The sequence below is a fragment of the Janthinobacterium sp. 1L-D-8-B-C4 genome, assembly GCF_057291295.1.
The window spans coordinates 1-26946 of the sequence record NZ_JBXAVX010000002.1; the positions used below are offsets into that span (position 1 = coordinate 1).

Consider the following 26946-nt stretch of genomic DNA (forward strand, 5'->3'; position numbering starts at 1 on the left):
GCATACGCTCGACAGCAGTGAGTTTGAACTGCCTGGAGAAAACGGTGCGTTCCCGCCGCACTTGCATAGCGGGAACAGCGTCTGATACGGCAAGCGATGGCTTCTTGGTCATGATGGATTCCTCTGGATGTCACTATTTTCTCAAATTAGTGACCCTCCATCAAATCCGGGCTAGCTCACTCTGACCCTGGTGCTGGCCGGCCTGGCCATGCTGGGCCCGTTCGCCACCGATACCTTTTTACCTTCGTTCCCGGCGATCGCCACGCATTTCGACGTCAGCAGCGTGCTGGTGCAGCAGACCCTGAGCGTGTATCTGGCTGCCTACGCCTTCATGACCCTGTTCTACGGCACCTTGTCCGACTCGTTCGGCCGCCGTCCCGTGATCCTGGGCTCGCTGGTGATCTTCGCCATCGGTTCGATTGGCGCCGCGTTTGCGCCCAGCTTTGGCTGGCTGCTGTTCTTTCGCGGCATGCAGGGCGCCTCGGCCGGCGCGGGCAGGGTGATCGGCCAGGCCATCGTGCGCGATACCCTGTCCGGTGCCGCCGCGCAGAAAATGCTTGCCAATATCATGATGGTGTTCGGCATTGCGCCGGCCATCGCACCGATTATCGGCGGCTGGCTGCATGTGGCCTATGGCTGGCAATCGACATTTGTGTTCACTTTTTCCGTCACGGTGCTGCTGATGCTGGCCTGTTTGAAAGGCTTGCCGGAAAGCCTGCCGGCCACCCAGCGCCAGCCGTTTCATCCTGGCACGATTGCCGCCAACTACTGGCAGGCGCTGCGCCACAGGGTGTTCCTGCTGCGCTCCCTGGCGGTCGCCTTTGCGTTTGGCGGCTTTGCCCTGTATATCGCCTCGGCGCCGCATTTCATCCTCGACTTGTTGCGCCTGCCGGAAACCGCATTCGGCTGGATGTTCGTGCCGATGGTGGCGGGCCTGGTGCTCGGTTCGGCGCTGTCGGGCAAACTGGCCCATAGCGTGCCAAGCGCAATCCTGGTGCGGCGTGGCCTGCTGGTGATGGCGGCCACCGGCGTGCTGAACATGGCGTATAACCACTGGTTTGTTGCCAGCCTGCCGTTTGCCGTGGTGCCGGTGGCGCTGTATGCGTTCGGCATGTCGATTGCGCTGCCGGGCATGACCATGTCGACGCTCGATATTTTCCCGCAGATGCGCGGCCTGGCCGCCTCCTTGCAGAACTTCGTGCAGATGGTGCTGTTTGCGCTGGTGTCCGGCTTTGTCGCGCCGCTGCTGTTCGACAGCGGCTTCAAGCTGGCGCTGGGACAGGCCGCCGCCGTCGTGCTGGCCAGTTTTTTCTGGTGGCTGGGCACGCGCCAGACTGCCGCGCACACGGTGGAGAGGGTAGCCAAAAGCAACTAATAGTCAGCCATGCATGCTGCTTTGTTACACTGTCACCATCGGCCGCCTGCACGGGGCCAGGCAGCTTTGTAACTTTATTGGCAGAACCATGCACCTTATCAACTCCAGCCTGAACCACGCCTTGCGCGTGCCGCTGGCCGCCGAGATCCACTCGCGGCCGTTTTTGCAGCTCGATGCACCGGAACTGATCACCCACCTGGCCGTCTACAGCAACGACCAGCCCGCCACAGGCCTGTCGAACATGCAGGCCCAGCACGCCACCCTGGCGGCGCTGTGTACGCATTTCGGCGTCACCGGCCCCAGCAGCGAAGCAAAGTATTTTTATTATGACTTCGGCCGTTTCCGCCTGAAATGGGAATGCCACACGGAATTTGCCACCTTTACCTTTGCCGAACATCCCGGCGACCCCGTGCCGTCGGCGCAGGCCTTCGAGCGCATGCCGCTCGAACAACTGCCGCAGCAGTGGCTGGCTGGCCTGAAAGGCAAGCTGATGGTGGCCGCGCACGTGGTGCTCGAACGCGCCGTCGAGCCGGCCGACACCTTCATGCAAGGGCTGTCGCGTGTGTTCGAAGGCAATACCCTGGTCGGCAGCGAAGTGCTGCAGGGCGGTGAATTGTGGACCGATTTCACCATCCAGTCCGACGGCTTCAGCCGCTTCATTATCCGCGACGCCGGCATGCGTTCGCAGCAGTCGGGCCGCCTGGTGCAGCGCGTGCTGGAAATCGAAACCTACCGCATGTTTGCCTTGCTGGGCCTGCCTTACGCCATGCAGGCAGCGCCGTCGCTGAACGCGATTGAAAACGAGCTGGCGACGCTGGCCGCCGCCATGGTCGAGACCGATGCCGACAAGGCGCGCGGCGATGACGGCGCTTCCGAGCAAGCCTTGCTGGACCGCATCACGCGCCTGGCGGCCCGCATCGAAAAGCTGTCGCTCGACAATAGCTATCGTTTTTCCGCCTCGAAAGCCTACATGGGCCTGGTCCGGGCCCGCATCGAAGAGCTGCGCGAAGTGCGCATCGAGGGCACGCCGACGGTCGGGGAATTCATGGACCGCCGCCTGACGCCGGCCATGAGCACCTGCGAAGCGATGGCCAGCCGCCAGGAAGCGATGGCGCAGCGCATCGCCAATACCAACGATCTGCTGCGCACGCGGGTCGGCATCGTGCAGGAATTGCAGAACCGGCAGATCCTGCAGTCGATGAACGCGCGCGCCGCCCAGCAGCTGCAGTTGCAGCAAGCTGTCGAGGGCTTGTCGGTGGCGGCCATTTCCTATTATGTGATCGGCCTGTTCAGCTACACCGGCAAGGCAGCCAAGGTGATGGGTTTGCCGGTCAATCCGGAAATCCTGGTCGGCGCGCTGGTGCCGTTCGTGGCGGCCGGGGTATGGCTGGGCCTGCGGCGCATGCATCACAAGCTGCATGCGCACTGAGCAGGACGACAGCTTCGCCTGAAGTTTGCTATGGTCCGGCATTCAGCTTGAAAAGGAGCCATGGTGCTAGCAAATGTCGGCGATATCTATAGTGTGTTTTCAGTGGAGCTGCAGCAATACGTGGCTTGCCAGGTCACCCAGCTCAAGCCGGCGTCATCGCCCAGGGGCACGCCGCTGGCGGCGGTGCTGGAACTGGACTGGAGCGGCGACGCCTTGCCCGACGCGGCAGCCGCCAGCCGCATGCAGCCTTTGCGCTACAACTATTTTTTCGTGCGCAATCGCCTCGATCACGGCTATGTGACGGCCAATGTGCCGCCAGATCATGTGTTGATCGCCAACCTGCCGCCGCTGGTGGAGGACGACGTCAGCACCTACAAGTTCGGCTGGGATGTGGGCGCCAGCATGGCGCGCCAGCGCAGTTGGGAGCAGATCGACCCCGCGCGGCGCGCGCAATTCCAGGCCGCGTCAGACAAGACCGAGGTCATGGTCGGCGGCCAGGTCTTCAAGCAGGACGCGACGCGCATCAACGACAGCGTGCTGGACGCTGTGAAGGACCTGTCGGAGCTGGACCGGCTGCCTTGCCTGATGACCATCGAAACCAGCCACGGCACGCCCGAACTAATGGCGTATATCCAGCGGCACCCCTTCATCCACGAGCTGCACTGGCAATCGTCGACGGTTACCGAGATCGATATCAGCGCCACGCGCCTGCGGCGTTTCATTTTGTATCCCGACGGCGTCGCCAGGGTACGCCTCAATCCCGAGCTGTCGATGTTTTCGCTGGCCGCCGTGCCGTCGCCGCAGCTGCAGGTGGAGCAGGCGGAGCAGGGGCGCGACCTGAGCTTGCAGTGCGGGCACGCCATGCCGGCCCTGCATGGCCTGGATCGCCTGGGCGCGCTGTCGCTGACGGGAGTGAAAGAGATCGACCTGGCGCCGCTGGTCCGGCGTTTTCCTCAACTGAGGGAGTTGCGCATCTGGGGCAAGCCCGGCAACGCCAGCAATTTCCACAGCATCGCGCAGCTGAGCCAATTGCAGATGCTGACCACGTTTGATGTCTTCGGATTTGGTGCCGACGAATTTCCGTCTCCCGAGCAATTGCCCAAGCTGTCGAGCTTGTGGATGACCAGCGTGCCGGCGGACGTGGCCAAGGCCGTCAAGGCGGCCTACAAGAAAGCGGCGGCGCAAGGACTGGATTTGTCGATCAGCAAGCCGCGCAAGCCGGAATGGCTGGCCGAGAACCTGCACAATCCTTTTCGCGACTGGGATGGGCGCGAGCAGATCTCGGCGTCCCAGGCAAAGAAGGCGGCGCTGGCGTACAAGAACTTGCTCGCTGCCACGCGCAGTATTGACGCCAGCATGCCGGCGGTGGAAGTTGCAGCCGCGCTCGACGCCATGGTGACGGCCTATACCGTGGATTTCAACAAGATGGACCGTTCCGGCATTATCGAAACCGTCGAGCGCGAGGAAATCTACAGCGTGCTGGTCGATGTGCTGGTGCAGTTGGAAACAGACTTGGGCGAGCAGGGGCCGGCGCTGGTGCAGCAGGAACGCCTGTACGAATTATTCGATCAATTGCGTGATTTCTGACGCAGGCAGGTCCTGAATAGAAATAAAGTTCTAGATATAAAGTTCTAGTGTGGGTATGCTGGCGTCATGTCAAAACATACCCCACTCCCCACGCCTACAGCCGCCGAACTGGACCTGCTGCGCATCCTGTGGCAGCACGGTCCGCTCGATGCCCGCGCCGTGTATGACGCGCTGGCACTCGAGCGCGCCGACGCCAGCTACGCTACCGTATTGCGCCAGCTGCAACTGATGCACGGCAAGGGCCTGCTGAGCCGCGACGAAAGCCGGCGCCCGCAGCGCTATGCAGCCGTCGAAGCGCAGGAAAAAGTACAGACCAGCCTGCTCAAGGACCTGATCGGCAAGGTGTTTGCCGGTTCCGGCAAGGCGCTGGTACTGACCGCGCTGCGCGAGCATGTGAGCGACGCCGAGCGGCTGGAAATTGAAAAAATCCTGCGCAAGACGGACGCCGGCAAGCCATGAATGGGCCGCTGCTGATCCCTGCGCTGGGCTGGGCATTGCTGTATTTTGTCTGGCAGGGGCTGCTTGTCGGCGCCTTCGCTGCCGCTGCCCTGTGGCTGCTGCGCGGCGTTGATGCGCGTACCCGCTATGCCGTCTGTGCGCTGGCGCTGCTGGCCTGCGTGGGCATACCCGTCATCCATCTGCTGTATTTGCTTGGTGCGGGCGCACCACCGCGCGCCGGCCTTTCTTTTGCTGCGCTGCAGGCCTGGATGCCCTCGCTGGTGCTGGCCTGGAGCGCCGGCGTAGCGCTGATGAGCTTGCGACTGCTGCTGGGCCTGGCCTGGGTGGCCCGGCTGCGCCGCCAGGCAGTGGCCGCGCCAGCCATCTGGCAGCAGCGTCTTGATGCATTGGCGCTGCGCATGGGCTTGCGCTCGCCGGTGCCGCTCAAGCTGCATGCGGCGCTGGCCGGCCCCGTGACCGTCGGTTTCTTCCGTCCCCTGGTGCTGCTGCCGGCTTCCCTGTTGAGCGGCATGCCGGTGCCGCTGATCGAAGCCCTGCTGGCGCATGAACTGGCCCATGTGCGGCGCTGGGACTACTTGGTCAACCTGCTGCAGAGCGTGGCCGAGGCGCTGCTGTTCTTCCATCCCGTCGTCTGGTGGCTGTCGGCGCGCCTGCGGATCGAACGCGAACAGGTGGCCGATGCGCTGGCGGCGCAGGCATTGCAGGATCCGGCGCAGCTGGCCAGTGCGCTGCACCAACTGTCTTTGCAGGCCGTTGAACGGCATGGCAGCGGCTTGATCCTGTCGGCGCGCGGCGGCACGCTGCTGGCGCGTATCGAACGCCTGCTGGCGCCCATGCCTATGCCGGGCCGCGCCGGCTGGAAACTGGCGCTGCCAGCCATGCTGCTGGCTTTTGCCACCTTGCTTGCGCAGGCGCAGCGACATCCGGCACCTGAATCGACCCAAATGGTCCAGGCCGCCGCCAGCCTGCTGGCGCTGCCCGTCAATGCGCGCCATATGCTGGTGATCGACGACGCCAGCGGCAAGGTGCTGATGGCGAAAGACGCCGATGCCATCGTGCCGATCGCCTCGATCACCAAGCTGATGACGGCCATGGTGGTGCTCGACGCCGGCCTCGACCCCGCTGAAAAACTGCGCATCGTGCGCGCCGATGGCGAACCGACGCAGCGCCATGGCGTACTGGCCGATGGCGTGCAAGTGCCGCGTTCGGTGGCCTTGCAACTGGCGCTGCTGCCGTCCGAAAACCGCGCCGCCGCCGCCCTGGCGCGCACCTATCCCGGTGGCCGCGCGGCGTTTGACCTGGCGCTGCAAGCGAAGATCCGCAGCCTGGGCCTGAAGCGCACCAGCCTGGACGACCCGGTCGGCGCCTCGCCGGCCAACACCTCGACCGCCACCGAAGTGGCGCGCATCGTGGCGGCGGCCGCGCGCTATCCCGAGATCGCCCGCATCACGACGGCGCCGCTGGCCCGCGTGGCGGTCAATGGCAGGCCGCGCACCCTGCACAACACCAATCCTCTGGTCGGCCATGCCGGCTGGGACATCGCGCTGTCGAAGACCGGCAGCAGCAAGCAGGCCGGCAGCTGCCTGACCATGCGCATGAAGAGCGGCGGCAAGCACGTCACCGTGGTGCTGCTCGATGCCGATGGCGCCGAGCGGCGTGGCCTCGATGCGGCCAATATCCGCACCGCACTGGCTGCACAACCCTATTTTTAACCCTGGAGAATAATCATGACGAGATTGGCAAAACTGTTGGTGGTAGTGGCGATGACTGCGGCGGGCATGGCGCAGGCACAGGATGTGCCGGTGAACTGCGACGACTGCAAGGCGTGGAATGCGCCCGTCAAGCCGTTCAATATTGTCGGCAATACCTGGTATGTGGGTGTGGCGGGCTTGTCCGCAGTGCTGGTCACCAGCGAGGGCGGCCATATCCTGCTCGACGGCGCGCTGCCGCAATCGGCGCCGCTGATCCAGGCCAATATCGAGTCGCTCGGTTTCAGCATGAAAGACGTCAAGCTGATCCTCAATTCGCACGCCCACTGGGACCATGCGGGCGGCATCGCCGCCCTGCAGCGCGCCAGCGGCGCCACCGTGGTGGCCAGCGCCTCTGGCGCGAAAGTACTGCAAAGTGGCACCAACGGCAAAGATGATCCGCAATACCAGGCCAAGCCGGTGGTGCGGGTGGCCAAGGTCGACAAGGTCACCGTGGTGAAAGAGGGCGATGTCGTCAAGCTGGGGCAGTTGGCGCTCACGGCCCATATGACGCCCGGTCATACGCCCGGCGCCACCACCTGGACCTGGCAATCATGCGAAGACCAGCGCTGCTACAACGTCGTGTATGCCGACAGCCTGAACGCGTATTCCAGCGGCGATTTCCGTTTCACCGGCAAGGGCAAGCAAAACACGCCCGATGTCTCGGCCTCGTTTGAGGCGAGCATCGCCAAGGTCGCCGCGCTTCCCTGCGACGTGATTATCTCCGTGCACCCAAGCATGACCAAGGTGCTGGAAAAAGCCGCCAACCGCACCAGCGAACACAATCCTTTTGTCGATGCGAACGCCTGCCGCGCGTATGCGGACAATGCGGGGAAATTGCTGGCCAAGCGGCTGGCAAGCGAGCGGGAGGAGACGCAATAACGCACGTAATCCGACCTGGATTACTTCAGGGCCTTTTGCAGGTCCTTCGGCAATTGATACACCGGGCAATACTGATACGTCGTGCGATCGCCCCTGATCACCTGCGTAAATGTCAGCGCATCCTGCACCATCGCCTGCTGGCGCTGCACCACACGTGGCGCGGGGCCGGCACCGGCGTCAATGCAGGACTGGTCCACTGTATAGGTGCTGCGTTTGCGGCTTTTGACAGTGACTTTGCAGGCACGCGTATGCGCCGTGGACAATCCCTTGCCGTCGTATTGGCGGATGGCGGCATTGGCGGGCGACCCGCAGTCCGATCCTTTCGCAACATAAATGCCGGGCTTGAGCTGGTAGACGCCACCGGGTTGCGGCGACATGTCGGCGCTGGCCAAGGCGGTGGCGGCCATGCCCAGCGACAGCGCGGTCACGGCGATCTTCCTGATAATATATTTCTGCAATCCGTGCTCCTCATCAAGTTGACGGTGACCGATTCTACGACATCAGGATTGCCGGCCGCCGTACGCCTGCCGGCAGTAGCGAAAAAATACGGCTCAGACCTTTAATGAGAACCAATTATCAATTACAATGCAAGACTATTGCATTTAGTTGCATCATCTCAGGAAACCCATGTCCCGATTTTTACGCCGTCCCGCCGCACTGTTGCTCGCCGCTGCCAGCCCATTGGCGCTGGCTGCCGATCCCGTGCCCGCAGAAGATACCACCGGCCACAGCCATATCCCGGATGTGGTGAACGTGAAAGCCGAGCGCCAGCATTACCGCAGCCTGTCGGCCACGGGCGCCACCAAGACCGACGCCTTGCTGATGGACTTGCCGCAAAGCGTGCGGGTGCTGACCGGCGATTTGCTGCGCGATGCGGGTGTCACGAACCTGGCCGGCGCGCTGGAATTGTCGAGCGGCATTGCCAAGCAAAGCCCGCTGGGCGGCCTTTGGGACAGCTATGCCATGCGCGGCTTCACGGGCGACCCGAATTTCGGTTCCGACTATATGGTCAACGGTTTCAGTTCCAGCCGCGGCTACAACGGCATGCGCGACGCGGCCAATACGCAGAACATCGAGGTGCTCAAGGGCCCGGCGTCGGCCCTGTACGGCCGGGGCGAGCCGGGCGGCACTGTCAATATCACCACCAGGAAGCCGAAATTCGTGCCTGAATATAGCGCCGACTTTTCGCTGGGCAGCTTCAACATGAAGCGCGCCGCCGTCGACCTGACTGGCCCCATGAGCGACAATTTCGCCTATCGCCTCAACGCCGCGCACGAGAAGGGCGACAGCTTCCGCGACACCCTGACGGTCGAGCGCAGCCTGTTCTCGCCATCGTTCATCTGGCTGCTGGGCGACCGTACGACGGTGTCCTACGAGATCGAAGCCGTGCGCCAGCGCACGCCCTTCGACCGGGGCGTGCTGGCCGTCAGTGGTAAGCTGGGCTCGGTGCCCGTGTCGCGCTTCTTCGGCGAACCCGCTGACGGACCGATGACGGTCAAGTCGCTGGGCCAGCAGCTGTTCATCCACCATGATTTGTCCGACCAGTGGATCTTGCAGGCCGGGCTGTCCTACCGCGACAGCGAACTGACGGGCTATTCGAGCGAGGCGAACAACCTGCTGGCAGACGGGCGCACACTGCGCCGCCAGCGCCGCCACCGCGATTTCTCGTCGACCGATGTGTCGGGCCGGATCGAGTTGGTAGGCAAACTCGCTACGGGCACGATCAAACATGAAGTGCTGCTGGGCGTGGATGCCTACCATTTCGACGACCACCGGGTGCAATTGCGTCGCAATCCTTCCGCCGGCAACGCCTACGCCATCGATATCTTTGCCCCTGTGTATGGCGGCGTGGCCGATCCGCTGGCGCTGTCGATCGACACCCAGGAAGGGCAGAAGGCGCACGGCCTGTATGCGCAGGATCAGATCGACCTGAGCGCGCAATGGAAGGCGCTGGTCGGCGTGCGCCACGACAGCTATGACCAGGACGTGACGAACAACCGCCTGAACGTGAGCAACAATCAGTCGCTGTCGGCCACCAGCCCGCGCGTGGGCCTGGTCTACCAGCCGTCGAAAGCGTGGTCGCTGTACGCCAGCGCCGCCAAGGGTTTCCGTCCGAACAGCGGCATCAGCATCGCCAACCAGGCCTTCCCGGCCGAGCAGAGCCGCTCGTACGAACTGGGGGCGAAACTGGAGACCGGCAAGCTGACGGGTACTTTGGCCGTCTACGATATCAGCAAGCGCAATGTGCTGACCGTCAATCCGCTCAATACCGACTTTGCCATCGCCGCCGGCGAAGTGGGCAGCCGGGGCCTGGAGCTGGACGTGTCGGGCGAACTGGCGCGCGGCTTGCGCGTCTCGGGCGCTTACGCCTATACGGACGCCACCGTCACGCGCGGCGACAATACCATCGTCACCGGCAGCCGTTTCGCCAACGTGGCGCGCCACAGCGCCAACCTGCTGGCCATCCAGCAGTTCAGCCTGGGCACTGGCACGGCCAGCGTCGGCGGCGGCCTGCAATACATGGGCGAGCGTTTGGGTGACGTGGCCGTCAGCAGCAACTTCACCTTGCCGGCCTATACCACCGCCAAACTGCTGGCCTCGTACTCGCCGACCGCAAAGCTGCGCCTGTCGCTGAATGTGGAAAACCTGTTCAATCGCAGCTACTATGCCAGTTCCTACAGCCCGCTGTGGGTGGCGCCGGGGGCCGAGCGGACCGTGACGTTGAATGCGCATTACAGGTTTTAAGGTGTTTCACCCCCAACGGCGAAATGCCGGGGTCGGGCGGGGACGCCTAGTCCCTGAGGGTCCGATCCCAGTTTCTGCCCTGGGGGTAAATAACACCTGCTGTTTACCAACATTTGATATAGATTAATGACCGTTACCGCTACTCCCACCCCCGCCACACTGCGCGCCCGCATCGCCGTCATCGACGTGATGCGTGGCCTGGTGATGCTGATCATGCTGTTCGACCATGTGCGCGAAACCGTGTTCATGCACCACCAGGTCAGCGACCCGATGGATATTTCCGCCGTTGATCCGGCCCTGTTCTTTACGCGCACGGCGGCGCATTTTTGCGCACCGATGTTCGTGTTCCTGACGGGCCTGTCGGCCTGGCTGTATGCGCATCCGGCAGCAGGCCCGCGCAGCGCCGCCGGTTTCCTGTTCAAGCGCGGCCTGCTGCTGGTGGCGCTGGAGCTGGTGTTCGTCAATTTCGCCTGGTTCGGCGTGTTTCCGCCCGCCGTGCTGTACCTGCAGGTGATCTGGGTGATCGGCCTGGCGATGATGGCGCTGGCCGTGTTGCACCAGCTGCCCCTGAAGTGGCTGGTGGCGCTGGGCGTGGCGATTGTCGGCGGCCAGCATTTGTTCACTCATCTGCGCGCGGAAGAGGGCACCCTCGGCTACTACCTGCTGACGGTGCTGCTGCAGCGCGGTTTCCTGGTGGCGGACGGCGTCATGAAAATCAAGGTCAGCTACCCGCTGCTGCCCTGGATAGGCGTGATCCTGCTCGGTTATGCGGCCGGCCCGCTGTATGCGCGCAGCCGTTCGCCGGCAGGGCGGCGTTGTTGGCTGGTCGCCTTGGGCGCAAGCAGTTTGGTACTGCTGGCGGTGCTGCGCGGCTTTAACCTGTATGGTGAAAACCTGCCGTGGGTGGCCGGCGAGACGGCCGTGCAGACGGTGATGAGTTTCCTGAACTTTACAAAATACCCACCATCGCTGGACTTCCTGCTGTTCACCCTGGGCTTCGGCATGCTGGGCCTGGCCTGGCTGGAAACGTTAAATAACTGGTTTGTGCGCGCCTGCGCGACGTTTGGCGGCGCGCCGATGTTCTACTACCTGCTGCATTTGTACTTGCTCTTGATTATCGGCAAGACTTTGACTGCCGTGCTGGGTGCCAACCATGGCGGCCGTTACGGCGTCGAGCATATCTGGCAGGTGTGGTTGATTGCGCTGGCCCTGATGCCGCTGCTGTACTGGCCCTGCCGCGCGTTTGCCAACTACAAGCGCACCTCAGGCAAAACCTGGGTGCGCTACTTCTGAACCTTGCCGGCCAGCCGCTATTTAATCAGCGCAAGCACTTCGCGAAAACGTGGGTGGCGGCAGTCGCGCAGCCACTCGAAGGCCAGCATTTCCACCGTCAGCAGCTGCGCGCCCAGGGTTGCCAGCCGGCTGAGTGCCGCGTCGCGGCTGGCCGGCAGGCGCGAGCCGACGGCGTCGATGGCAATGATGACGTCGTAGTCGAGTTCCAATAGCCCGATCGCCGTTTGCAGCATGCACACGTGGGCTTCGCAGCCGGTAACGATCACTTGCGTGCGCCCTGGGGGCAAGATATCTTGCAAGCCATCGTCGCAGGCGCCGAAATGGGTTTTTTGCAAAGTCTGCCGGCATAGCGCGGCGATTTCGGGCGCGTTCGGGCCCAGCTTGCCGCTGTTCTGCTCGGTGCCCAGCACGGGAATATCGAGCAGGTGCGCAATCCTGGCCAGCCGCACGTTTTGCGCCAGTACCGCCACGCCATCGTGTATGGCCGGCATCAATCGCCCCTGCAGGTCGACGATCACCGCCACCGCCTTGCTTGCCTCCATCTGCATCGTGTTCTCCTTGATTTGATTTTATGGCAGCCAGTTCGGGATGGAAGACTCGCCCATCAGATAGCTGTGGTTCAGTTCGATCACCTCGCGCAGATAATTCCACAGCGCCCGCACACGGGCGATATTACGCCGCTCGGTCGGCGAAATCATCCAGAACGAGCGTTGCAGGTCGATCTGGCCGTCCAGCACCGGCACCAGCTCGTTCGATTGCTGGGCTACAAAACACGGCAGAATTGCCAGCGCCTGGCCGGCGCGCGCCGCATGGTATTGCGCCAGCACGCTGGTGCTGCGAAACGCGCGCCTGGACTCGGGCGCCACGTGGTCCATATAGCGCAGCTCGGCGCTGAACACCAGGTCGTCCACATAGCCGATGATGGGGTGCTGAGCCAGCTGGTCCACGCTGGCAATCGGCTCATGGCGCGCCAGGTAGGCCGGCGTGGCGTACAGTTTCAATCGGTAGTCCGACAATTTCGTCACCACATACGGGCCGGACAGCGGCCGCTCGATAGAAATGGCCACGTCCGCCTCGCGCTTGGACAGGCTGACAAAACGCGGCACGGCGATCAGGTCGACGCTGATATGCGGATGGCGGCCGCAAAAGTGCGCCAGGTGCGGCGCCAGCACCACCGCGCCAAAGCCTTCGGTGGCGCCCAGGCGTACCTGGCCCGACAGCAGCCGGTTGTGTTCGCCCAGTTCCTCGGTAGCGGCAAATACCGTGCTTTCCATGGTTTCCGCATATTCCATCAGGCGGTGGCCTTCGGGCGTCAGCTGGTAGCCGACGTAATTGCGGTCGAACAGCTGGGTGCCGACCTGTTCCTCGAACTTGCGCATGCGCCGGGACACGGTCGAGTGATCGATGCCGAGCTTTTTTGCCGCATCGACCAGGCCGGCGCTGCGCGTCAGTTCCAGGAAGACCCTTACGTTGTCCCAATCGAGCACTTTGTTCTCCTTGTGCATTTTTGCAAAGGAATTATGCATTAATTTCACTTGAATGCATATTTTTACACATGCAGAATACAACTAAACATATAAGAAATATCCCTTATCCATCAGGAGACACTGCATGAAAAAGACCGTTCTGGCCATGGGCGCGTTCGCGCTCGCGCTTTCTTTCTCCACCGCCGCACAAGCCCAGATTTCCGATGGCGTCGTCAAGATCGGCGTCCTGACCGATATGTCCGGCCCGTATTCGGCGATGGGCGGGCGCGGTTCCGTCGTTGCCAGCCAGATGGCGATGAAAGACTGCCTGAAGGCCGAATGCAAGGGCATGAAGATCGAGATCGTCTCGGCCGACCACCTGAACAAGGCCGATATCGCCGCCTCCAAGGCGCGCGAATGGATAGACCGCGACAAGGTCGACGCGATCGCCGACCTGACCAATTCCTCGGTGGCGCTGTCGGTGCAAAAGCTGATGAAAGAGAAGGGCGGCATCGCCATGTTCAGCGGCCCGGCAACCGGGCGGCTGACCAATGAAGACTGTTCGCCGAACGGTTTCCACTGGATGTTCGACACCTATTCGCAGGCGGCCGGCACGGCGGCGGCATTGACCAAGCTGGGGCAAAAATCGTGGTACTTCGTCACCGTCGACTATGCGTTTGGCCACTCGCTTGAAAAAGACGCCAGCGATGTCGTCAAGCGCAACGGCGGCACCGTGGTGGGCGCCGTGCGCCATCCGCTGAACGCCTCGGATTTTTCATCGTTCCTGGTGCAGGCACAAGGCTCGAAGGCGCAGGTGATCGGCCTGGCCAACGGCGGCGCCGACGTTGTCTCGGCGATCAAGCAGGCGCGCGAATTTCGTATCGGCAGCGGCAAGGACCAGCGCCTGGCGGCCTTGCTGGTATTCCTGTCGGACGTACATGCGCTGGGCCTGGAAACAGCGCAGGGCCTGGTGTATGCCGATGGCTTTTACTGGGATTTCGATGACCGCAGCCGCGCCTTTGCCAAGCGTTTCGAGGCGCTGAACAAGGGTGCCAAACCGACCATGGTGCAGGCCGGCGTGTATTCCAGCGTCTACCACTACCTGAAATCGGTGGCGGCGGCGAAAAGCGACGACTCGAAAATCGTCGCCGAAAAAATGCGCGAACTGCCGATCAAGGACGCCGTCATGAACAACGCCTCGATCCGTCCCGATGGCCGCGTGATCCACGACATGTACCTGGTGCAGGTAAAAACCCCGGCCGAATCGAAAGGCGCGTGGGACTACCTGAAAGTGCTGTCGACCATTCCTGCCGAGCAGGCGTTCAAGCCGATGGATGCGGCGGCGTGCAATCTGGTCAAGAAATAGTTTTCAGCTGTCGGCTGAGCAGCAGAAGGCCGGGGTCAGACCCGTCGGGTCTGACCCCAGTACTCCGCTGCTCCGTCGAAACTTATGAACATCGCATACTCCGGAGCGTAAAAAAAATGAACCAAGCCCTCACACAAGTCCCCGCCGTCCCCCTCCATATCGGCGGCAAGCACCATGCCTCCACCAGCACCGAATGGCGTGATGTGGTCAACCCGGCCACCCAGGAAATCGTCGCCCTCGTGCCGTTTTCCACCCCCGCCGAAGTCGAGCTGGCGATTGCCACCGCCAAGGAAGCGTTCAAAACCTGGCGCAATACGCCGCTGGCGGCGCGCATGCGCATCATGCTCAAGTACCAGCACCTGATTCGCGAAAATATCGGTGCGCTGGCCGAACTGATCACGCGTGAGCATGGCAAGACCCTGCCGGATGCGGAAGGGGAAGTCATGCGCGGCCTGGAAGTGGTCGAACACGCGTGCTCGATCGCCACCCTGCAGTTGGGCGAGATCGCCGAGAACGCAGCCAACGGCGTCGATGTCTATAACATCTACCAGCCGCTGGGCGTGGGTGCCGGTATCACGGCCTTCAATTTCCCGGTGATGCTGCCGTGCTTCATGTTCCCGATCGCGATTGCCTGCGGCAATACCTTTGTGCTTAAACCGTCCGAGCAGGACCCGTCGTCGACCATGTACTTGGTTGAACTGATGTACCAGGCAGGCTTGCCGGCCGGCGTGCTGAACGTGGTGCATGGCGGCGCCGAGGTGGTCAACCTGCTGTGCGACCATGCCGACATCAAGGCCGTGTCGTTTATCGGCTCGACTGCGGTGGGCACCCATGTGTACCGCCGCGCCAGTGAATCGGGCAAGCGCGCGCAGTCGATGATGGGCGCGAAAAACCATTGCGTGGTGCTGGCCGACGCCAACAAGGAGCAGGCGATCAATAACCTGATCGGCGCCGCTTTTGGCGCGGCCGGCCAGCGCTGCATGGCCAATTCTGTGGTGGTGCTGGTCGGCGAGGCGCGCTCCTGGTTGCCGGAGATCGTGGCCCGCTCGAAAGCCCTGAAAGTGGGGCCGGGCAGCGACCGCGAAGCGGACCTGGGGCCGATGGTCTCGAAAAGCGCCATGCAGCGCGCCGAAAAACTGATACAGGCCGGCGTCGACGAAGGCGCGCAACTGCTGCTCGATGGCCGTGGCCACCAGGTGGCCGGTTTCGAAGGCGGCAACTTCATGGGGCCGACGATTTTTTCAAAAGTCAACGCCACCAATTCCGTCTACACGCAGGAGATCTTTGGCCCCGCCATGTGCGTGGTTGAAACCGACACGCTCGACGAAGCGATCGCCTTTATCAACGCCAACCCGAACGGCAACGGCACCTCGATCTTTACCTCGTCCGGCTGGGCCGGGCGCAAGTTCCAGAACGAGATCGACGTCGGCCAGGTGGGCATCAACGTGGCCATTCCCGTGCCGGTCGCCTACTTCAGCTTTACCGGTTCGCGCGCCTCGAAACTGGGCGACCTGGGCCCGAACGGCAAGCAGGCGCTGTACTTCTGGACCCAGACCAAGACCGTCACGGCGCGCTGGTTTGCACCGGACGATGGCGGCAGCGGCGTAAACACCACCATCTCGATGAAATAAGGGGCGGCGATGACGACTACCATCGTTTTTATCGGCCTGGGCAACATGGGCCTGCCGATGGCGCAGAACCTGGCGCGCGCCGGCCATGCCGTCACCGGTTTTGATTTGATGCCGGCCAGCGTGCAGCAGTTTGTCGCCGGCGGCGGCTTGTCGTCCGAAGACCAGGCAGCGGCGATCGCGGCCGCCGATGTGGTGATCACCATGCTGCCGGCCAGCCGCCATGTGCAGGGCGCCTATCTTGGCGACGCTGGCATCCTGGCGCATGCAAAAGCGGGCGCCTTGCTGATCGACTGCTCGACCATCGCGCCGGAGGTGTCGCGCGAAGTGGCTGCCGCCGCGCAAGCGAAAGGCTTGCGCATGATCGACGCACCCGTGTCCGGCGGCACGGCCGGCGCGGCAGGCGGCACCCTGACCTTTATGGTCGGCGGGGCAGAAGCGGACCTGGCAAGCGCGCGCCCCTATCTGGAACAGATGGGCAAGAATATCTTCCATGCCGGCCCCAGCGGCAGCGGCCAGACGGTCAAGATCTGCAATAACATGTTGCTGGGGATTTTGATGATCGGCACCAGCGAAGCGATCCGCCTGGGCGTGGCCAATGGCCTGGACCCGAAAGTGGTGTCCGACGTGATGGCGAAAAGTTCGGGCCGCAACTGGACCCTGGAAGTCTACAATCCGTGCCCCGGCGTGGCTGATAACGTGCCGGCCTCACGCGAGTACACGGGCGGCTTTGGCGTCGATTTGATGCTGAAAGACCTGGGGCTGGCGGTGGAAAGCGCCGGTGCTTCCGGCGCCAGCGTGCCGCTGGGCGAACTGGCGCGCCAGCTGTACGACCTGCACAGCAAGTCGGGGGCGGGTGGGCTGGATTTTTCCAGTATTTACAAATTGCAGGACAAGCCGGTTTGATTATTGCTTGAGACCTTCAACCCAGGAGCAAAAGCCGGGGTCGTACCCTCAGGGACTCGGCGTCCCCGTCGACCCCAGTACTTTTTGCAGTTGGGTTGAATTCCAACCGTACGCCATAGCACTAAACTAAGAATATACAATCAGCAACTTGATCCAGTGCAAGACATGCACAATACAAGGATGCTGATGAACGATACGAGCAAACCCGCCGTCGACGGCGAACAAGCGGCCGCGCTGGAGCTGGGTCTCAAGGGACTGGCCGCCATCGACAAGGCGCTATGGCAGCGCGCATGCGCCTTTGTACTCCGGGGCGAGCACGACATCGTGCTGCAGGAGCTGCATCAGGCCAGCTCCCGCGCGGCTACCATGCTCGGTCATCCGGGCCGCCTCAGCCACGCCTTTTTCGCCATCGGCATCAACGACAAGGAAGCGCAGCAGGCGCGCGCCGGGCTGGTGGCGCGCGCGCAGTTTTATGCCCTGCTCGACGCCGATACCTTGCTGCCCGCGATGCTGGTGCGGCTGGGGAAAGTGCTGGCGGCAGCCGACCAGGGCCAGTCGTTCGAGCCGACCGGCGCCGATGTGCCGGACTGGCTGCATTACCTGGTCAACGACGCGCTGTTCGGCACCTGCAGCGAAACGCGCGAGGACGCCACCTCCGCCAACCGGCCGGCCTGGAATGTACGGCTGCTGATGCGATTGCTGGCGGCGGAAGACTTGCCCGTAGCGGCGGCGCTGGAACTGGTGTTCGAGCGCCGCCATATCGCCGACTATATGCTCGAGCGCTGCTTGCAGCGGCTGCTGGTACCGAATGTAATCGACAACGTCATGGAAGAGCAGCCCGGCGATGTACGCGCACTCGCGCCGCGCCTGTCCGCCCAGGGCAAGCGCCTGCTGGCCGGGCGCATCGGCAACGCCGAAGAGCTGGCGCAAACGTTCGACGATGTGCTGGTGGCGTACGCCGTCGACAGCAGCAAGACCGTGCGCACGGTGGCCGCGCCGTTTGTCAGCGCGATTGCCGAGGAGCGGCAGCTGGCATTGCTGCGCCACTGGCTGGTGGACGGCAAGCTCGATGAGCGTGCGCAGGCGGCCGAGCTGCTGGGCAGGACGCCGTCAAAGCCGCGCCGCGCGCTGCTGGAGCAGGCCATGGCAAACGAGTCGGCCAAGGCGGCAAAGCAGGCGATCGCCAACGCGCTGTCGCGCATGGGCGACGCGCAAGCGACTACCCTTGACGAGGCGCCGCCACCCGCACCCGAAGCCCCGCTGACGTTTCTGGACGACGAGGCGTTGGTGATCCTGCTGGAAAACCATGTCGCGCTGCTGAAGCGATGCGATATCGACGCGCGCGAAGAAATCGAAGAAAACCGCGGCCGGCGCGAACAGTACGATTGGGAGCAGCAGCGAAGGGAGCAGCAGTACGCCATCGGCGAGCCGCAGCTGCGTGCCGTGATCGACGCCTTCAATGGCGACGGCGACGATGCCGACCGCGCGCTGCTGAAAGACCATGCGATGCGCGAGACGATCGGATACCGCGACCGCATATTTGAATTGGAAGGCTTCGGCCTGCGCCAGCTGGCGCTATGGTATGGCCCGATGCGCCAGCGCTGGCTGTCGGTCTGGAACGACGGCCCGCTGCGCGACTGGCTCGAACAGCAGGACCCCGCCGACATCGACCTGCGCACCATCGACACGCTGTTGCGCGAAGCGGGCGCGATGCCGGACCTGGTGCCGCTCGACTGCCTGCAACCCGCCTGGCGCGGCTCGCCGCTCGATACGCTGCCGCCCGAAAGTATCTGGCCGCTGTTTTACGAGCAGCCGGCGCTGATCGAGCAGGGCCTTGGCCTGTCGGTGGCGCGCAGCGACGTCACCCTGGAACTGGCGTGGACCTTGAAAGTGATCGAAATGTTCCCGCAGCCGCCGGTGCGCTGGCGGCCGCGCCTGATGGAACTGGCTCTGGGCGAAGGCAAGACCTATCGCCAGGGCGCGCAGGATGTCTTGCGCAAGGTGCCCGATATTGGCCTGCAGGTGATCGCCAGCCTCGCGTCCAGCAAGCAGGAAGTGCGCAGCGTGGCCGCGCGCTGGCTGGCCGACCTCGATTGCCGCGCTGCCGTGCCGGCGCTGTACCAGGCGCTGGACAAGGAAAGCCGCGAGACCGTCAGCGCCACCCTGATGGGGACGCTGGAGCAGCTCGGCGAGGACCTGGCGCCGCGCCTGCATCCCGACAAGCTGCTGTTTGAAGCGCGCAAGGGCCTCAAGGCCAAGGCGCCAGCTGGCCTGGCCTGGTTCCCGTTCGAGACCTTGCCCGCCTGTACCTGGCAGGATGGCTCGCCGGTGGACCTCGACGTGGTGCGCTGGTGGGTGGTGCTGGCCTGCAAGCTGAAGGAACCGGGCGGCAATGGCTTGCTGGCCCGTTACCTGGGATTGCTGTCGGAAGCCAGCCGTGCCGCCTTGGGCGACCAGGTGCTGCGCGCCTTTATCGCGTACGACGAAAGCCGTGGCAGCGTGATCGGCGAAAAAGGTATTCTCGCCCTGGCCGCGCATGCGCCGGGACCGGAAGCGGTCGGCCTGCTGCAGGCCTATATGCGTGCCTTCCATGTGCGCCGCGCGCAGATCGAAGCGATGTTCGAAAGCCTGGCTGGCGGCATGGACCCGGCCGTGATCCAGCTGCTGCTGGGCGTGTCGCGCCGCTACCGCACCGCTTCGGTGCAGGACAAGGCGCGTGAACTGGTGGAGCAGATCGCGCAGCGGCGCGGCTGGAGCGCAGACCAGCTGGCCGACCGCACCGTGCCGACCGGCGGCCTCGATGACGATGGCCGGCTGGAACTCGATTATGGCGGGCGGCGGTTCGTGGTCACGCTCGACGCGGCCCTGAAACCGGTGCTGCAAAATGCGGACGGCAAGGAAATCAAGGCGCTGCCGGAACCGCGCCAGGGCGACGACGCCGACAGCATCAAGGAAGCGAAACAGGCGCTGGCCGGCTGCAAGAAAGAACTGAAACAGGTACTCGAGATGCAGAGCGCGCGCCTGTACGACGCCATGTGCACGGGCCGCAGCTGGCCGGTCGACGAGTGGCAAGGCTACCTGGCTGGCCACCCGATCGTCGGGCGCCTGGTGCAGCGCTTGCTGTGGCTGGCCGAGGATGGCGAAGGCAGCACGCGGCAGGTATTGCGCCCGACCGAGGACGGCAGCCTGATCGACGCCGGCGACAACGAAGTGGCACTGGCGCCAGGCAGCGTGCTGCGCCTGGCGCACGCATCGCTACTGGAACCGGGGCAGGCCGCCGCCTGGCAGCGCCACCTGAAGGACTACAAGGTCAAGCCGCTGTTCGAGCAATTGCAGCGCGCCTCGCCCGATGCCGCCCTGTTGAACGATATCGATATCGGCGAGCGCCTGGGCTGGGTCAGCGACGCGTTTACCTTGCGCGGCGCCTTTGGGAAACTGGGCTACCAGCGCGCGCAGGCCGAGGACGGCGGCATCTTCGACCATTACTACAAGGAGTTTGGCGGCGCCGACCTGCGCGTGGTGATCCATTTTTCAGGCAATGCGCTGCCCGAGGATAACCTGCCGGCCGCCCTGAAACGGCTGAGCTTCGAGCGCTTGTCGGGACCGTGGAAGCAGCGCGCGGTGTCGCCGGCGCAGGTGCCGCCAGTGCTGCTGGCCGAAGCCTATAACGATTACCTGGCGGTGGCGGCGCATGGCACTTTTGACGCCGACTGGGAAAATAAAATGCCCTGGTAGGGCTTTCATGCACACAAAAGACGAAAGACGACATGTTTAAAAAAATACTGGAAGTGGCGCAGCAGGCGGTGGGCCTGGACGACTTTGCACAACTGAAAAAAGGCTTGCGCGGCCTGACGCAGATATCGACTCCGCTGTGGGAGCGCGCTTGCGACTTTATCTGCAACGGCGGCGACCCCGAGGTGCTGCTGGAACTGCAAAAGGAGGCGCCGCGCGCCGGCAAGTTGCTGGGCCGTCCGGGTCGCCTCATCAGCGGTTTTTACAGCTACAACATGGACAAGAAAGACGGCGCGCTGGCCTCCGAAAGCCTGCGCCACCGCCACCAGTTTTATGCGCAGTTCGACGCCGGCAAGCTCGATGCGGACATGCTGGTACGCTTGGGCAAACTGCTGCAGGCGGCCGATCAGGGCGACTCGCTGGACCGTACTGGCGCGCCCGTGCCCGACTGGCTCCATTATGTCGTCAACGACGCGCTGCACGCCAGCTTCGACGATACGCGCGCCACCGCCACCATCGTCAACCGGCGCGGCTGGCATGTGGCGCTGCTGGTGCGTCTCTTGAGCGGCGAAGACGAACCTGAAATCGGCGCGCTGCAGATGGTGTTCGAGCGCAGCGGTTTGTCCGACTATGAGCGCGATCGCGCGTTTCCGTACCTGCTGGTGGCCGGTGCGCTGGACGAATACATGCTGGCACACGCCGAACTGGTGGAGCAGTTGCCAGGGTTGCTGTCGGCCAGCGGCAAGGTGCAGCTGGCCCGGCGCCTGGGTAGCGCACCGGCGCTGGCCGACCGTTTCGCCGCCATCCTGGTGCGCCTGGCCGTCGATGGCGGCAAGACCGTGCGCACGGAAGCGGCGCCGCACCTGGCGGCGATACCCTCCGAGCGCCGTGTCGAGCTGCTGCGGCAGTTGCTGGAAACCGGCAAGACGGAAGAGCGCGTGCAGGCGGCCGAACTGCTGGGACGCAGCCTGGGTCCGCAACAGGCGGCGCTGCTGGAGGAGGCGCTGGCCGCCGAGACCAGCAAGCCGGTGCAGGCGGCGCTGCGCAATGCGCTGTCGTGGCTGGGGGCGGCCAGCGATGCCGGCGCCAATCAATTGCCGGTGCCGCCACTGCCAACCGCGCCAGCGGCCACCCGGCTGGGCGACGAGGCGCTGCAACTGCTGCGCGCCAACCACGCCACGCTGCTGGCCAAGTATCGCATCGACGCGCAGCAGGAGCGCGAGGATAATGCGAACGGCAAGCACAAATACAAATGGCAGCAGCAGGCCCTGAAACGCTATGAGGCGCTGAAAGACGACTACCTGGCGGGCGCCATCCGCGTGCTCAATGGCGAGGGCCAGAAGGGCGACGAGCAGCCGTTGAGAAACAACCAGGTCAGCGGAGTAGCTGAGTTGCAGGGCAAGCTGGCGGCCTTGCCGGAGTTCGGCATGGCGCAGATGGCGCGCTGGATCATCGCCACGCGGCACAATAGCGTGCGCTTCTGGCATGACGGCTTTTTCCAGCAATGGCTGGCGCGCCAGGACCAGGCGGCGTTCGACCTGCGCCTGTTCGACCGCGCCATGCGCGAGGCGGGCGACCAGAACGACAGCGTGGCGATGGTATGCCTGGCCAGCAGCTGGTGGGGCGGCAAGCCGCAGCAGATGCTCGACGCCGCCATGGTCTGGCCGCTGTTTGCCGAACGCCCCGAGCTGATCGACCAGGGCCTGGGCCTGCGCGCGGTGGAAAAGCGCCAGGGCGCATCCGTGCCGGAACTGGGCGCCACGCTGGAGATACTGGCGATGTTCCCCACTTTGCCGGTGCAATGGCTGCCGCGCGTGATGGAGTTTGCGCTTGGCGAAGGCAAGCAGCATCGCGCCGCGGCGCAGCAGGTACTGGCCGGCCTGCCGGAGATCGGCAAGCGCGTGGCCGAAGCGCTGGCCTCGAGCAAGCAGGACATGCGCATCGGCGCGGCGCGCTGGCTGGCGGACCTCGATTACCGCGCCGCCGTGCCAGCGCTGTATGAAGCGCTGGACAAGGAATCGCGCGAAACCGTGATCGCCGCGCTGCTGACGGCGCTGGAAAAACTGGGCGAGGACCTGGCGCCGCGCCTGTCGCCTGCGGTACTGCTGGCGGCTGCGCGCAAGGGACTGAAAGGCAAGGCGCCGGTCGGCCTGGCGTGGTTTGAGATGGAACTGCTGCCCGCCTGCCGCTGGGCCGATGGTTCGGCAGTCGAACCGGAGATCATCCGCTGGTGGGTGGTGCTGGCCTGCAAGCTGAAGGAGCCGGGCGGCAATGGCCTGCTGCTGCGCTATCTGAGCCTGCTCGACGAAGCGAGCCGCGCGGCGCTGGGCGAAACCGTCCTGCGCCAGTTTATTGCCCAGGATACGCGTGGCCCCGCCATGGACGTGGCCACCGCCCACGCCGAGGCAAACGCGCCAGGGCGCTACCAGAGCTACCAGGACAGCGCCAAACGCTATCCGCAGTACTACAGCGCGCAAGGCAAGCTGACGCCGGAACAGGTGTTCGACGAAGTGCGGCGCGAAAAGCTGGCCGAATACCTGGGCAGCGCCATCGGCGAAAAAGGCATCCTGGCGCTGGCCGCATACACGCCGGGCCATCTGGCGGTAAGCCAGTTGCAGGCATATGTTCGCGACCATTATCCGCGCCGCGCGCAGATCGAAGCGATGCTCGATGGCCTGGCTGACGGCTATGATCCGGCCGTGATCCAGCTGCTGCTGGGCATCGCGCGCCGCTACCGTACCGCCTCGGTACAGGAAAAGGCGCGCCTGCTGGTCGAGCGCATCGCACAGGGCAAGGGCTGGAGCCAGGACCAGCTGGGCGACCGCACCATTCCCACCGGCGGCTTCGACGACAGCGGGCGGCTCGAGCTGTCGTATGGCGAACGGGTGTTTGTCGTGACGCTCGATGGCGCCATGAAGCCGGTGTTGCACAACCCGGACGGCAAGGAAATCAAGGCGCTGCCAGAGCCGCGCCAGGACGAAGCGCCGGAATTGGCCAAGGAAGCGAAGCAGTTGCTGTCAAACTGCAAGAAGGAACTCAAGCAAGTCATTACCATGCAGACGGCACGCCTGTACGAAGCCATGTGCGCGGGCCGCGTGTGGCCGGCCCACGAGTGGCGCGAGTATCTGCTGCGCCACCCGATCGCAGGCCGCCTGGTGCAGTCGCTGGTGTGGATCAGCGAGGACGGGACGGAAAAAACCCTGCTGCGTCCGAGCGACGACGGCAGCCTGCTCGATGTGAATGACGATGAAGTCGAGCTGGCGGACGGCAGCGGCGTGCGCCTGGCGCATGCTTCGCTGCTGAACGCGGAGCAGATCACCGCCTGGCAGCGCCACTTCAAGGACTACAAGGTCAAGCCGCTGTTCGAGCAGCTGACGCACCAGTTGCCCGACGCGGCATTGATGGCAGGGCGCAGCATTGCCGACCGCGAAGGCTGGGTGGGCGACACCTTTGGTTTGCGCGGCGCGTTTGGCAAGCAGGGCTATCTGCGTGGCCAGGCCGAGGATGGCGGCGTGTTTACCGAGTATCACAAGGACTTCCCGAGTGCCGGCCTGCGCGCGCTGATCGAGTTTTCCGGCAGCGGCCTGCCCGAAGAGCAGATGGCGGCGGCGCTGAAAACGCTGGCCTTCTATCGCCTGCCGCAATCGTGGCGCGACGAAGCCGTGCCACTGGCGGAGATACCTCCGGTGCTGCTGGCCGAAGCGTATGCCGACTATCATGCGGTCGCCAAATCGACTGGCGGTTATGATGCGCAGTGGGAGAGCAAGATGCCATGGTAGCGGTGGCTACCTCATGCTTGCCGCCGGACCTGCCGCTGGGCGACGACGCGTTCCGGCTGCTGCAGGACAATCGCGCGCAGCTGCTGCGGATGGCTCAGCGGAACATGCTGGCGGACCAGGAGGCATACCCGGCGTCGCCACATCCCTTGCAGCGGTACCAGCAATTCGAACAGCAGTGCGCGTGGTGGAATGACGCGCGCTTGCACGGCCTGCTGCGCGCCGTGAATGGCGAAACAGGGGAAGCAGAGCAGCTTTTCGGCCAGCCGCTGGGGTCCGAACTGCTGCGCTGGAAAAACCGGCTGGCCGTGTTGCCCGGCGTGAGTTTCATGCAGTTGGCGCGCTACATGCTGGCCACGCGCCATCGCAGCCGCCTGTTCTGGAGCGATGACGGTTTTATTGCATGGCTGGCGCGCCAGCCGGCCGGCGGTATCGATCTGCGCATGCTCGATGCGTGCCTGCGCGCCGCTGGCGACACCCAGGACGCTGTCGGCCTGGCTTGCCTGGCCGAGCGCTATTGGGGCGAAACATATCCGCAGGCGGTGTTGCCGGCGCAGTGCATCTGGCCGTTTTTCGAGCAGCGCCTCGACCTGATCGAGCAGGGCCTCGGCCTGGCGGTCGACCCGCGCGTGCCGCCGGACCGGCTGCGGCTGGACGCCACCCTGGGCGTGCTGGCCACTTTTCCGGTCTTGCCGCGGCGCTGGCTGCCGCGTGTGATGGAGATCGCGCTGGGCGAGCACAAGGATGTGCGCCTCCTCGCGCAAGCGCTGCTGGCCACAGTGCCCGATATCGCCAGCCTGGTGGTACCCGGCCTGGCGTCGCCGCGGCAGGAGTTGCGCGTGCGCGCCGCGCAGTGGCTGGGGCGCCTCGGCGACCAGGGCGCGGTACCGGCGCTGTACCGCGCCGTGCGGCAGGAAAAGCGCGAAGCCGTCAGCGCCGCGCTGCTGTCGGCGCTGGAACTGCTGGGTGAAGACCTGGCGCCGCTGCTGGCGCCAGGGGTGCTGCTGGCGCAAGCGCGCAAGGGCTTGACGGGCAAGCCGCCGGCCGGCCTGTCCTGGTTCGATTTCACCGCCTTGCCGCCATGCCGCTGGCTGGACGGCGCGCAGGTGGATGCCGATATTGTGCGCTGGTGGCTGGTGCTGGCCTGCAAGCTGAAGGAGCCGGCCGGCAATCCACTGCTGATGCGCTACCTGGGCCTGCTGCATGGTGACAGCCGCGCGGCGCTGGGCGAGGCGGTGCTGCGCCAGTTCATTGCGCACGATGCGCGCATCGTCAAGTCGACCCTGTACGGCTTCGAGGTGATCGACTATGCGGGCAGCGCCATCGGAGAAAAAGGCGTGCTGGCGCTGGCCTGCCATGCGCCCGGCCCGCAGGCGGTCAGCCTGGTGCGGGACTATATGCGCGAGCATTATTTGCGCCGCGCGCAGATCGAGGCATTGCTGGAAAGCCTGGCCGCCGGTTGCGATCCGGCCGTGATCCAGCTGCTGCTGGCCGTGGCGCGCCGCTACCGCACCGCGGCCATCCAGGAAAAGGCGCGCCTGCTGGTCGAGCGTGTCGCCGCCGCCATGGGCTGGAGCGCCGGCCAGCTGGCCGACCGCACGATACCGTATGCCGGCCTCGATGACGGCGGCCGTCTGGCGCTGCGGTATGGCGGGCGTGACTATGTCGTGACGCTGGGTCCTGGCGTGAAACCGGTGCTGCACACCTTGGACGGCAAGCTGCTTGCCGCGCTGCCCGAACCGCGCCAGGACGACGATCCGGCCAGCATCAGGGAAGGCAAGCGCCAACTGGCCGCCTGCAGGAAAGCGGTGGCGCAGGTGGTGGTGCTGGAGACGGCACGGCTATATGAGTCCATGGGCGCCGGCCGGCGCTGGGCGGTCGACGAATGGCGCCAGTATCTGCACCGCCATCCGATCACGGGGCGCTTGCTGCAGCAGCTGGCGTGGCTGGAACTGGCGCCCGATGGCGCGCTGTTGCACATGTTCCGGCCAACCGAGGATGGCAGCCTGATCGATGTGCAGGACGACGAGGTCACACTGGCGCAGGACAGCCTGCTGCGCCTGGCCCATGCGGTACTGCTCGACGAGCCGCAGATCGCCGCATGGCGGCGTCATCTGGCGGACTACAAGATCACGCCGCTGTTCGCGCAGCTCGATCACCGTGCGCCGGCCGGGGCGCTGCTGGCCGGCCTGGAAATCGACGACCGGCTGGGCTGGACCGGCAATAACTTCAGCCTGCGCACCGCATTCGGCAAGCGCCACTACGTGCGTGCCGCCCCTGTCGATGGCGGCGTGTTCGACGCCTACCTGAAGGATTTCGCCGGCGCCGGGCTACGCGTGCGGATCGGTTTTACCGGCAGCCAGCTGCCCGAGCAGCGCCAGCCGGCGGCCCTCACTACCCTGTCGTTCCAGCGGCTGGCAGATTTGCATGTGGTTGCGCTGGCCGAGGTGCCACCCGTGTTGCTGGCCGAGGCGTATGCGGATTATCATGCGGTGGCCATGACCTGCGGCTACGATGAATTTTGGGAAAGCAGAACGCCCTTTTAGGCGAGACA

Annotated in this window: 17 protein-coding genes; 14 read left to right on the forward strand and 3 right to left on the reverse strand. The window is 64.4% G+C overall.

The window, feature by feature from the left end:
• Positions 1–190: 190 nt before the first annotated feature.
• From AC0Z42_RS03100 to bla, 6 genes are all read left to right on the forward strand, one after another.
• The gene (locus tag AC0Z42_RS03100; protein ID WP_485466781.1) at positions 191–1375 is read left to right on the forward strand and encodes a multidrug effflux MFS transporter; all 1185 of its coding nucleotides are present in this window, start codon (positions 191–193) and stop codon (positions 1373–1375) included.
• 88 nt (positions 1376–1463) lie between these two features.
• Positions 1464–2804 (forward strand): DUF3422 family protein, encoded by a 1341-nt coding sequence (locus AC0Z42_RS03105; RefSeq protein WP_485466782.1) that lies wholly within the window; start codon positions 1464–1466, stop codon positions 2802–2804.
• Positions 2805–2864: 60 nt separating this feature from the next.
• Entirely contained in the window at positions 2865–4391 is a 1527-nt protein-coding gene (locus AC0Z42_RS03110; RefSeq protein WP_485466783.1) for a hypothetical protein, read from the forward strand.
• A 66-nt stretch (positions 4392–4457) separates the two neighbouring features.
• Entirely contained in the window at positions 4458–4850 is a 393-nt protein-coding gene (locus tag AC0Z42_RS03115) for a BlaI/MecI/CopY family transcriptional regulator (RefSeq protein WP_485466784.1), read from the forward strand.
• Entirely contained in the window at positions 4847–6562 is a 1716-nt protein-coding gene (locus tag AC0Z42_RS03120; protein WP_485466785.1) for a M56 family metallopeptidase, read from the forward strand. Before AC0Z42_RS03115 ends, AC0Z42_RS03120 begins: the two co-directional genes overlap by 4 nt.
• Positions 6563–6577: 15 nt before the next feature.
• On the forward strand, positions 6578–7480 hold the full coding sequence (bla, locus tag AC0Z42_RS03125; RefSeq protein ID WP_485466786.1) for a subclass B3 metallo-beta-lactamase: 903 nt from the start codon (positions 6578–6580) through the stop codon (positions 7478–7480).
• 20 nt (positions 7481–7500) lie between these two features.
• On the opposite strand, the gene AC0Z42_RS03130 is transcribed toward bla, so the two are convergent.
• On the reverse strand, positions 7501–7938 hold the full coding sequence (locus AC0Z42_RS03130) for a hypothetical protein (RefSeq protein WP_485466787.1): 438 nt from the start codon (positions 7936–7938) through the stop codon (positions 7501–7503).
• 169 nt (positions 7939–8107) lie between these two features.
• Here AC0Z42_RS03130 and AC0Z42_RS03135 point away from each other — a divergent pair, with 169 nt between their 5' ends.
• Entirely contained in the window at positions 8108–10225 is a 2118-nt protein-coding gene (locus AC0Z42_RS03135; protein WP_485466788.1) for a TonB-dependent siderophore receptor, read from the forward strand.
• Between the two features lie 126 nt (positions 10226–10351).
• On the forward strand, positions 10352–11518 hold the full coding sequence (locus AC0Z42_RS03140) for an acetyltransferase domain-containing protein (RefSeq protein ID WP_485466789.1): 1167 nt from the start codon (positions 10352–10354) through the stop codon (positions 11516–11518).
• A 17-nt stretch (positions 11519–11535) separates the two neighbouring features.
• Here the strand turns inward: AC0Z42_RS03140 and AC0Z42_RS03145 are convergent, their stop codons facing one another.
• Together AC0Z42_RS03145 and AC0Z42_RS03150 are read right to left on the reverse strand one after the other, a co-directional pair.
• Complete coding sequence (locus tag AC0Z42_RS03145; protein ID WP_485466790.1) at positions 11536–12066, reverse strand: isochorismatase family protein; 531 nt, start codon at positions 12064–12066, stop codon at positions 11536–11538.
• Between the two features lie 21 nt (positions 12067–12087).
• Positions 12088–13005 (reverse strand): LysR family transcriptional regulator, encoded by a 918-nt coding sequence (locus AC0Z42_RS03150; RefSeq protein ID WP_485467305.1) that lies wholly within the window; start codon positions 13003–13005, stop codon positions 12088–12090.
• 145 nt (positions 13006–13150) lie between these two features.
• On the opposite strand from AC0Z42_RS03150, the gene AC0Z42_RS03155 reads away from it, so the two are divergent.
• The 6 genes from AC0Z42_RS03155 to AC0Z42_RS03180 all read left to right on the forward strand — a co-directional run bounded on the left by AC0Z42_RS03155 (position 13151) and on the right by AC0Z42_RS03180 (position 26938).
• Positions 13151–14350: an ABC transporter substrate-binding protein gene (locus AC0Z42_RS03155; RefSeq protein ID WP_485467306.1), complete on the forward strand. Its 1200-nt coding sequence runs from the start codon at positions 13151–13153 to the stop codon at positions 14348–14350.
• Positions 14351–14466: 116 nt separating this feature from the next.
• Positions 14467–15981 (forward strand): CoA-acylating methylmalonate-semialdehyde dehydrogenase, encoded by a 1515-nt coding sequence (locus tag AC0Z42_RS03160; protein ID WP_485466791.1) that lies wholly within the window; start codon positions 14467–14469, stop codon positions 15979–15981.
• A gap of 9 nt (positions 15982–15990) precedes the next feature.
• Positions 15991–16884, forward strand: coding sequence for a 3-hydroxyisobutyrate dehydrogenase (gene mmsB / locus AC0Z42_RS03165; RefSeq protein ID WP_485466792.1), 894 nt, complete (start codon positions 15991–15993; stop codon positions 16882–16884).
• 186 nt (positions 16885–17070) lie between these two features.
• The gene (locus AC0Z42_RS03170) at positions 17071–20619 is read left to right on the forward strand and encodes a DUF4132 domain-containing protein (RefSeq protein ID WP_485466793.1); all 3549 of its coding nucleotides are present in this window, start codon (positions 17071–17073) and stop codon (positions 20617–20619) included.
• Between the two features lie 32 nt (positions 20620–20651).
• Positions 20652–24395, forward strand: coding sequence for a DUF4132 domain-containing protein (locus AC0Z42_RS03175; protein WP_485466794.1), 3744 nt, complete (start codon positions 20652–20654; stop codon positions 24393–24395).
• Positions 24371–26938, forward strand: a complete 2568-nt coding sequence (locus AC0Z42_RS03180) for a DUF4132 domain-containing protein (protein WP_485466795.1) — start codon at positions 24371–24373, stop codon at positions 26936–26938. Before AC0Z42_RS03175 ends, AC0Z42_RS03180 begins: the two co-directional genes overlap by 25 nt.
• The last annotated feature ends 8 nt before the right edge of the window (positions 26939–26946 follow it).

Bases quoted from the DNA above. Each gene is read 5' to 3' on its own strand.
- AC0Z42_RS03105 (WP_485466782.1), top strand. From the start codon at position 1,464: ATGCACCTTATCAACTCCAGCCTGAACCACGCCTTGCGCGTGCCGCTG.
- AC0Z42_RS03110 (WP_485466783.1), top strand. From the start codon at position 2,865: ATGGTGCTAGCAAATGTCGGCGATATCTATAGTGTGTTTTCAGTGGAG.
- AC0Z42_RS03115 (WP_485466784.1), top strand. From the start codon at position 4,458: ATGTCAAAACATACCCCACTCCCCACGCCTACAGCCGCCGAACTGGAC.
- AC0Z42_RS03120 (WP_485466785.1), top strand. From the start codon at position 4,847: ATGAATGGGCCGCTGCTGATCCCTGCGCTGGGCTGGGCATTGCTGTAT.
- bla (WP_485466786.1), top strand. From the start codon at position 6,578: ATGACGAGATTGGCAAAACTGTTGGTGGTAGTGGCGATGACTGCGGCG.
- AC0Z42_RS03135 (WP_485466788.1), top strand. From the start codon at position 8,108: ATGTCCCGATTTTTACGCCGTCCCGCCGCACTGTTGCTCGCCGCTGCC.
- AC0Z42_RS03140 (WP_485466789.1), top strand. From the start codon at position 10,352: ATGACCGTTACCGCTACTCCCACCCCCGCCACACTGCGCGCCCGCATC.
- AC0Z42_RS03145 (WP_485466790.1), bottom strand. From the start codon at position 12,066: ATGCAGATGGAGGCAAGCAAGGCGGTGGCGGTGATCGTCGACCTGCAG.
- AC0Z42_RS03155 (WP_485467306.1), top strand. From the start codon at position 13,151: ATGGGCGCGTTCGCGCTCGCGCTTTCTTTCTCCACCGCCGCACAAGCC.
- AC0Z42_RS03160 (WP_485466791.1), top strand. From the start codon at position 14,467: ATGAACCAAGCCCTCACACAAGTCCCCGCCGTCCCCCTCCATATCGGC.
- mmsB (WP_485466792.1), top strand. From the start codon at position 15,991: ATGACGACTACCATCGTTTTTATCGGCCTGGGCAACATGGGCCTGCCG.
- AC0Z42_RS03170 (WP_485466793.1), top strand. From the start codon at position 17,071: ATGAACGATACGAGCAAACCCGCCGTCGACGGCGAACAAGCGGCCGCG.
- AC0Z42_RS03175 (WP_485466794.1), top strand. From the start codon at position 20,652: ATGTTTAAAAAAATACTGGAAGTGGCGCAGCAGGCGGTGGGCCTGGAC.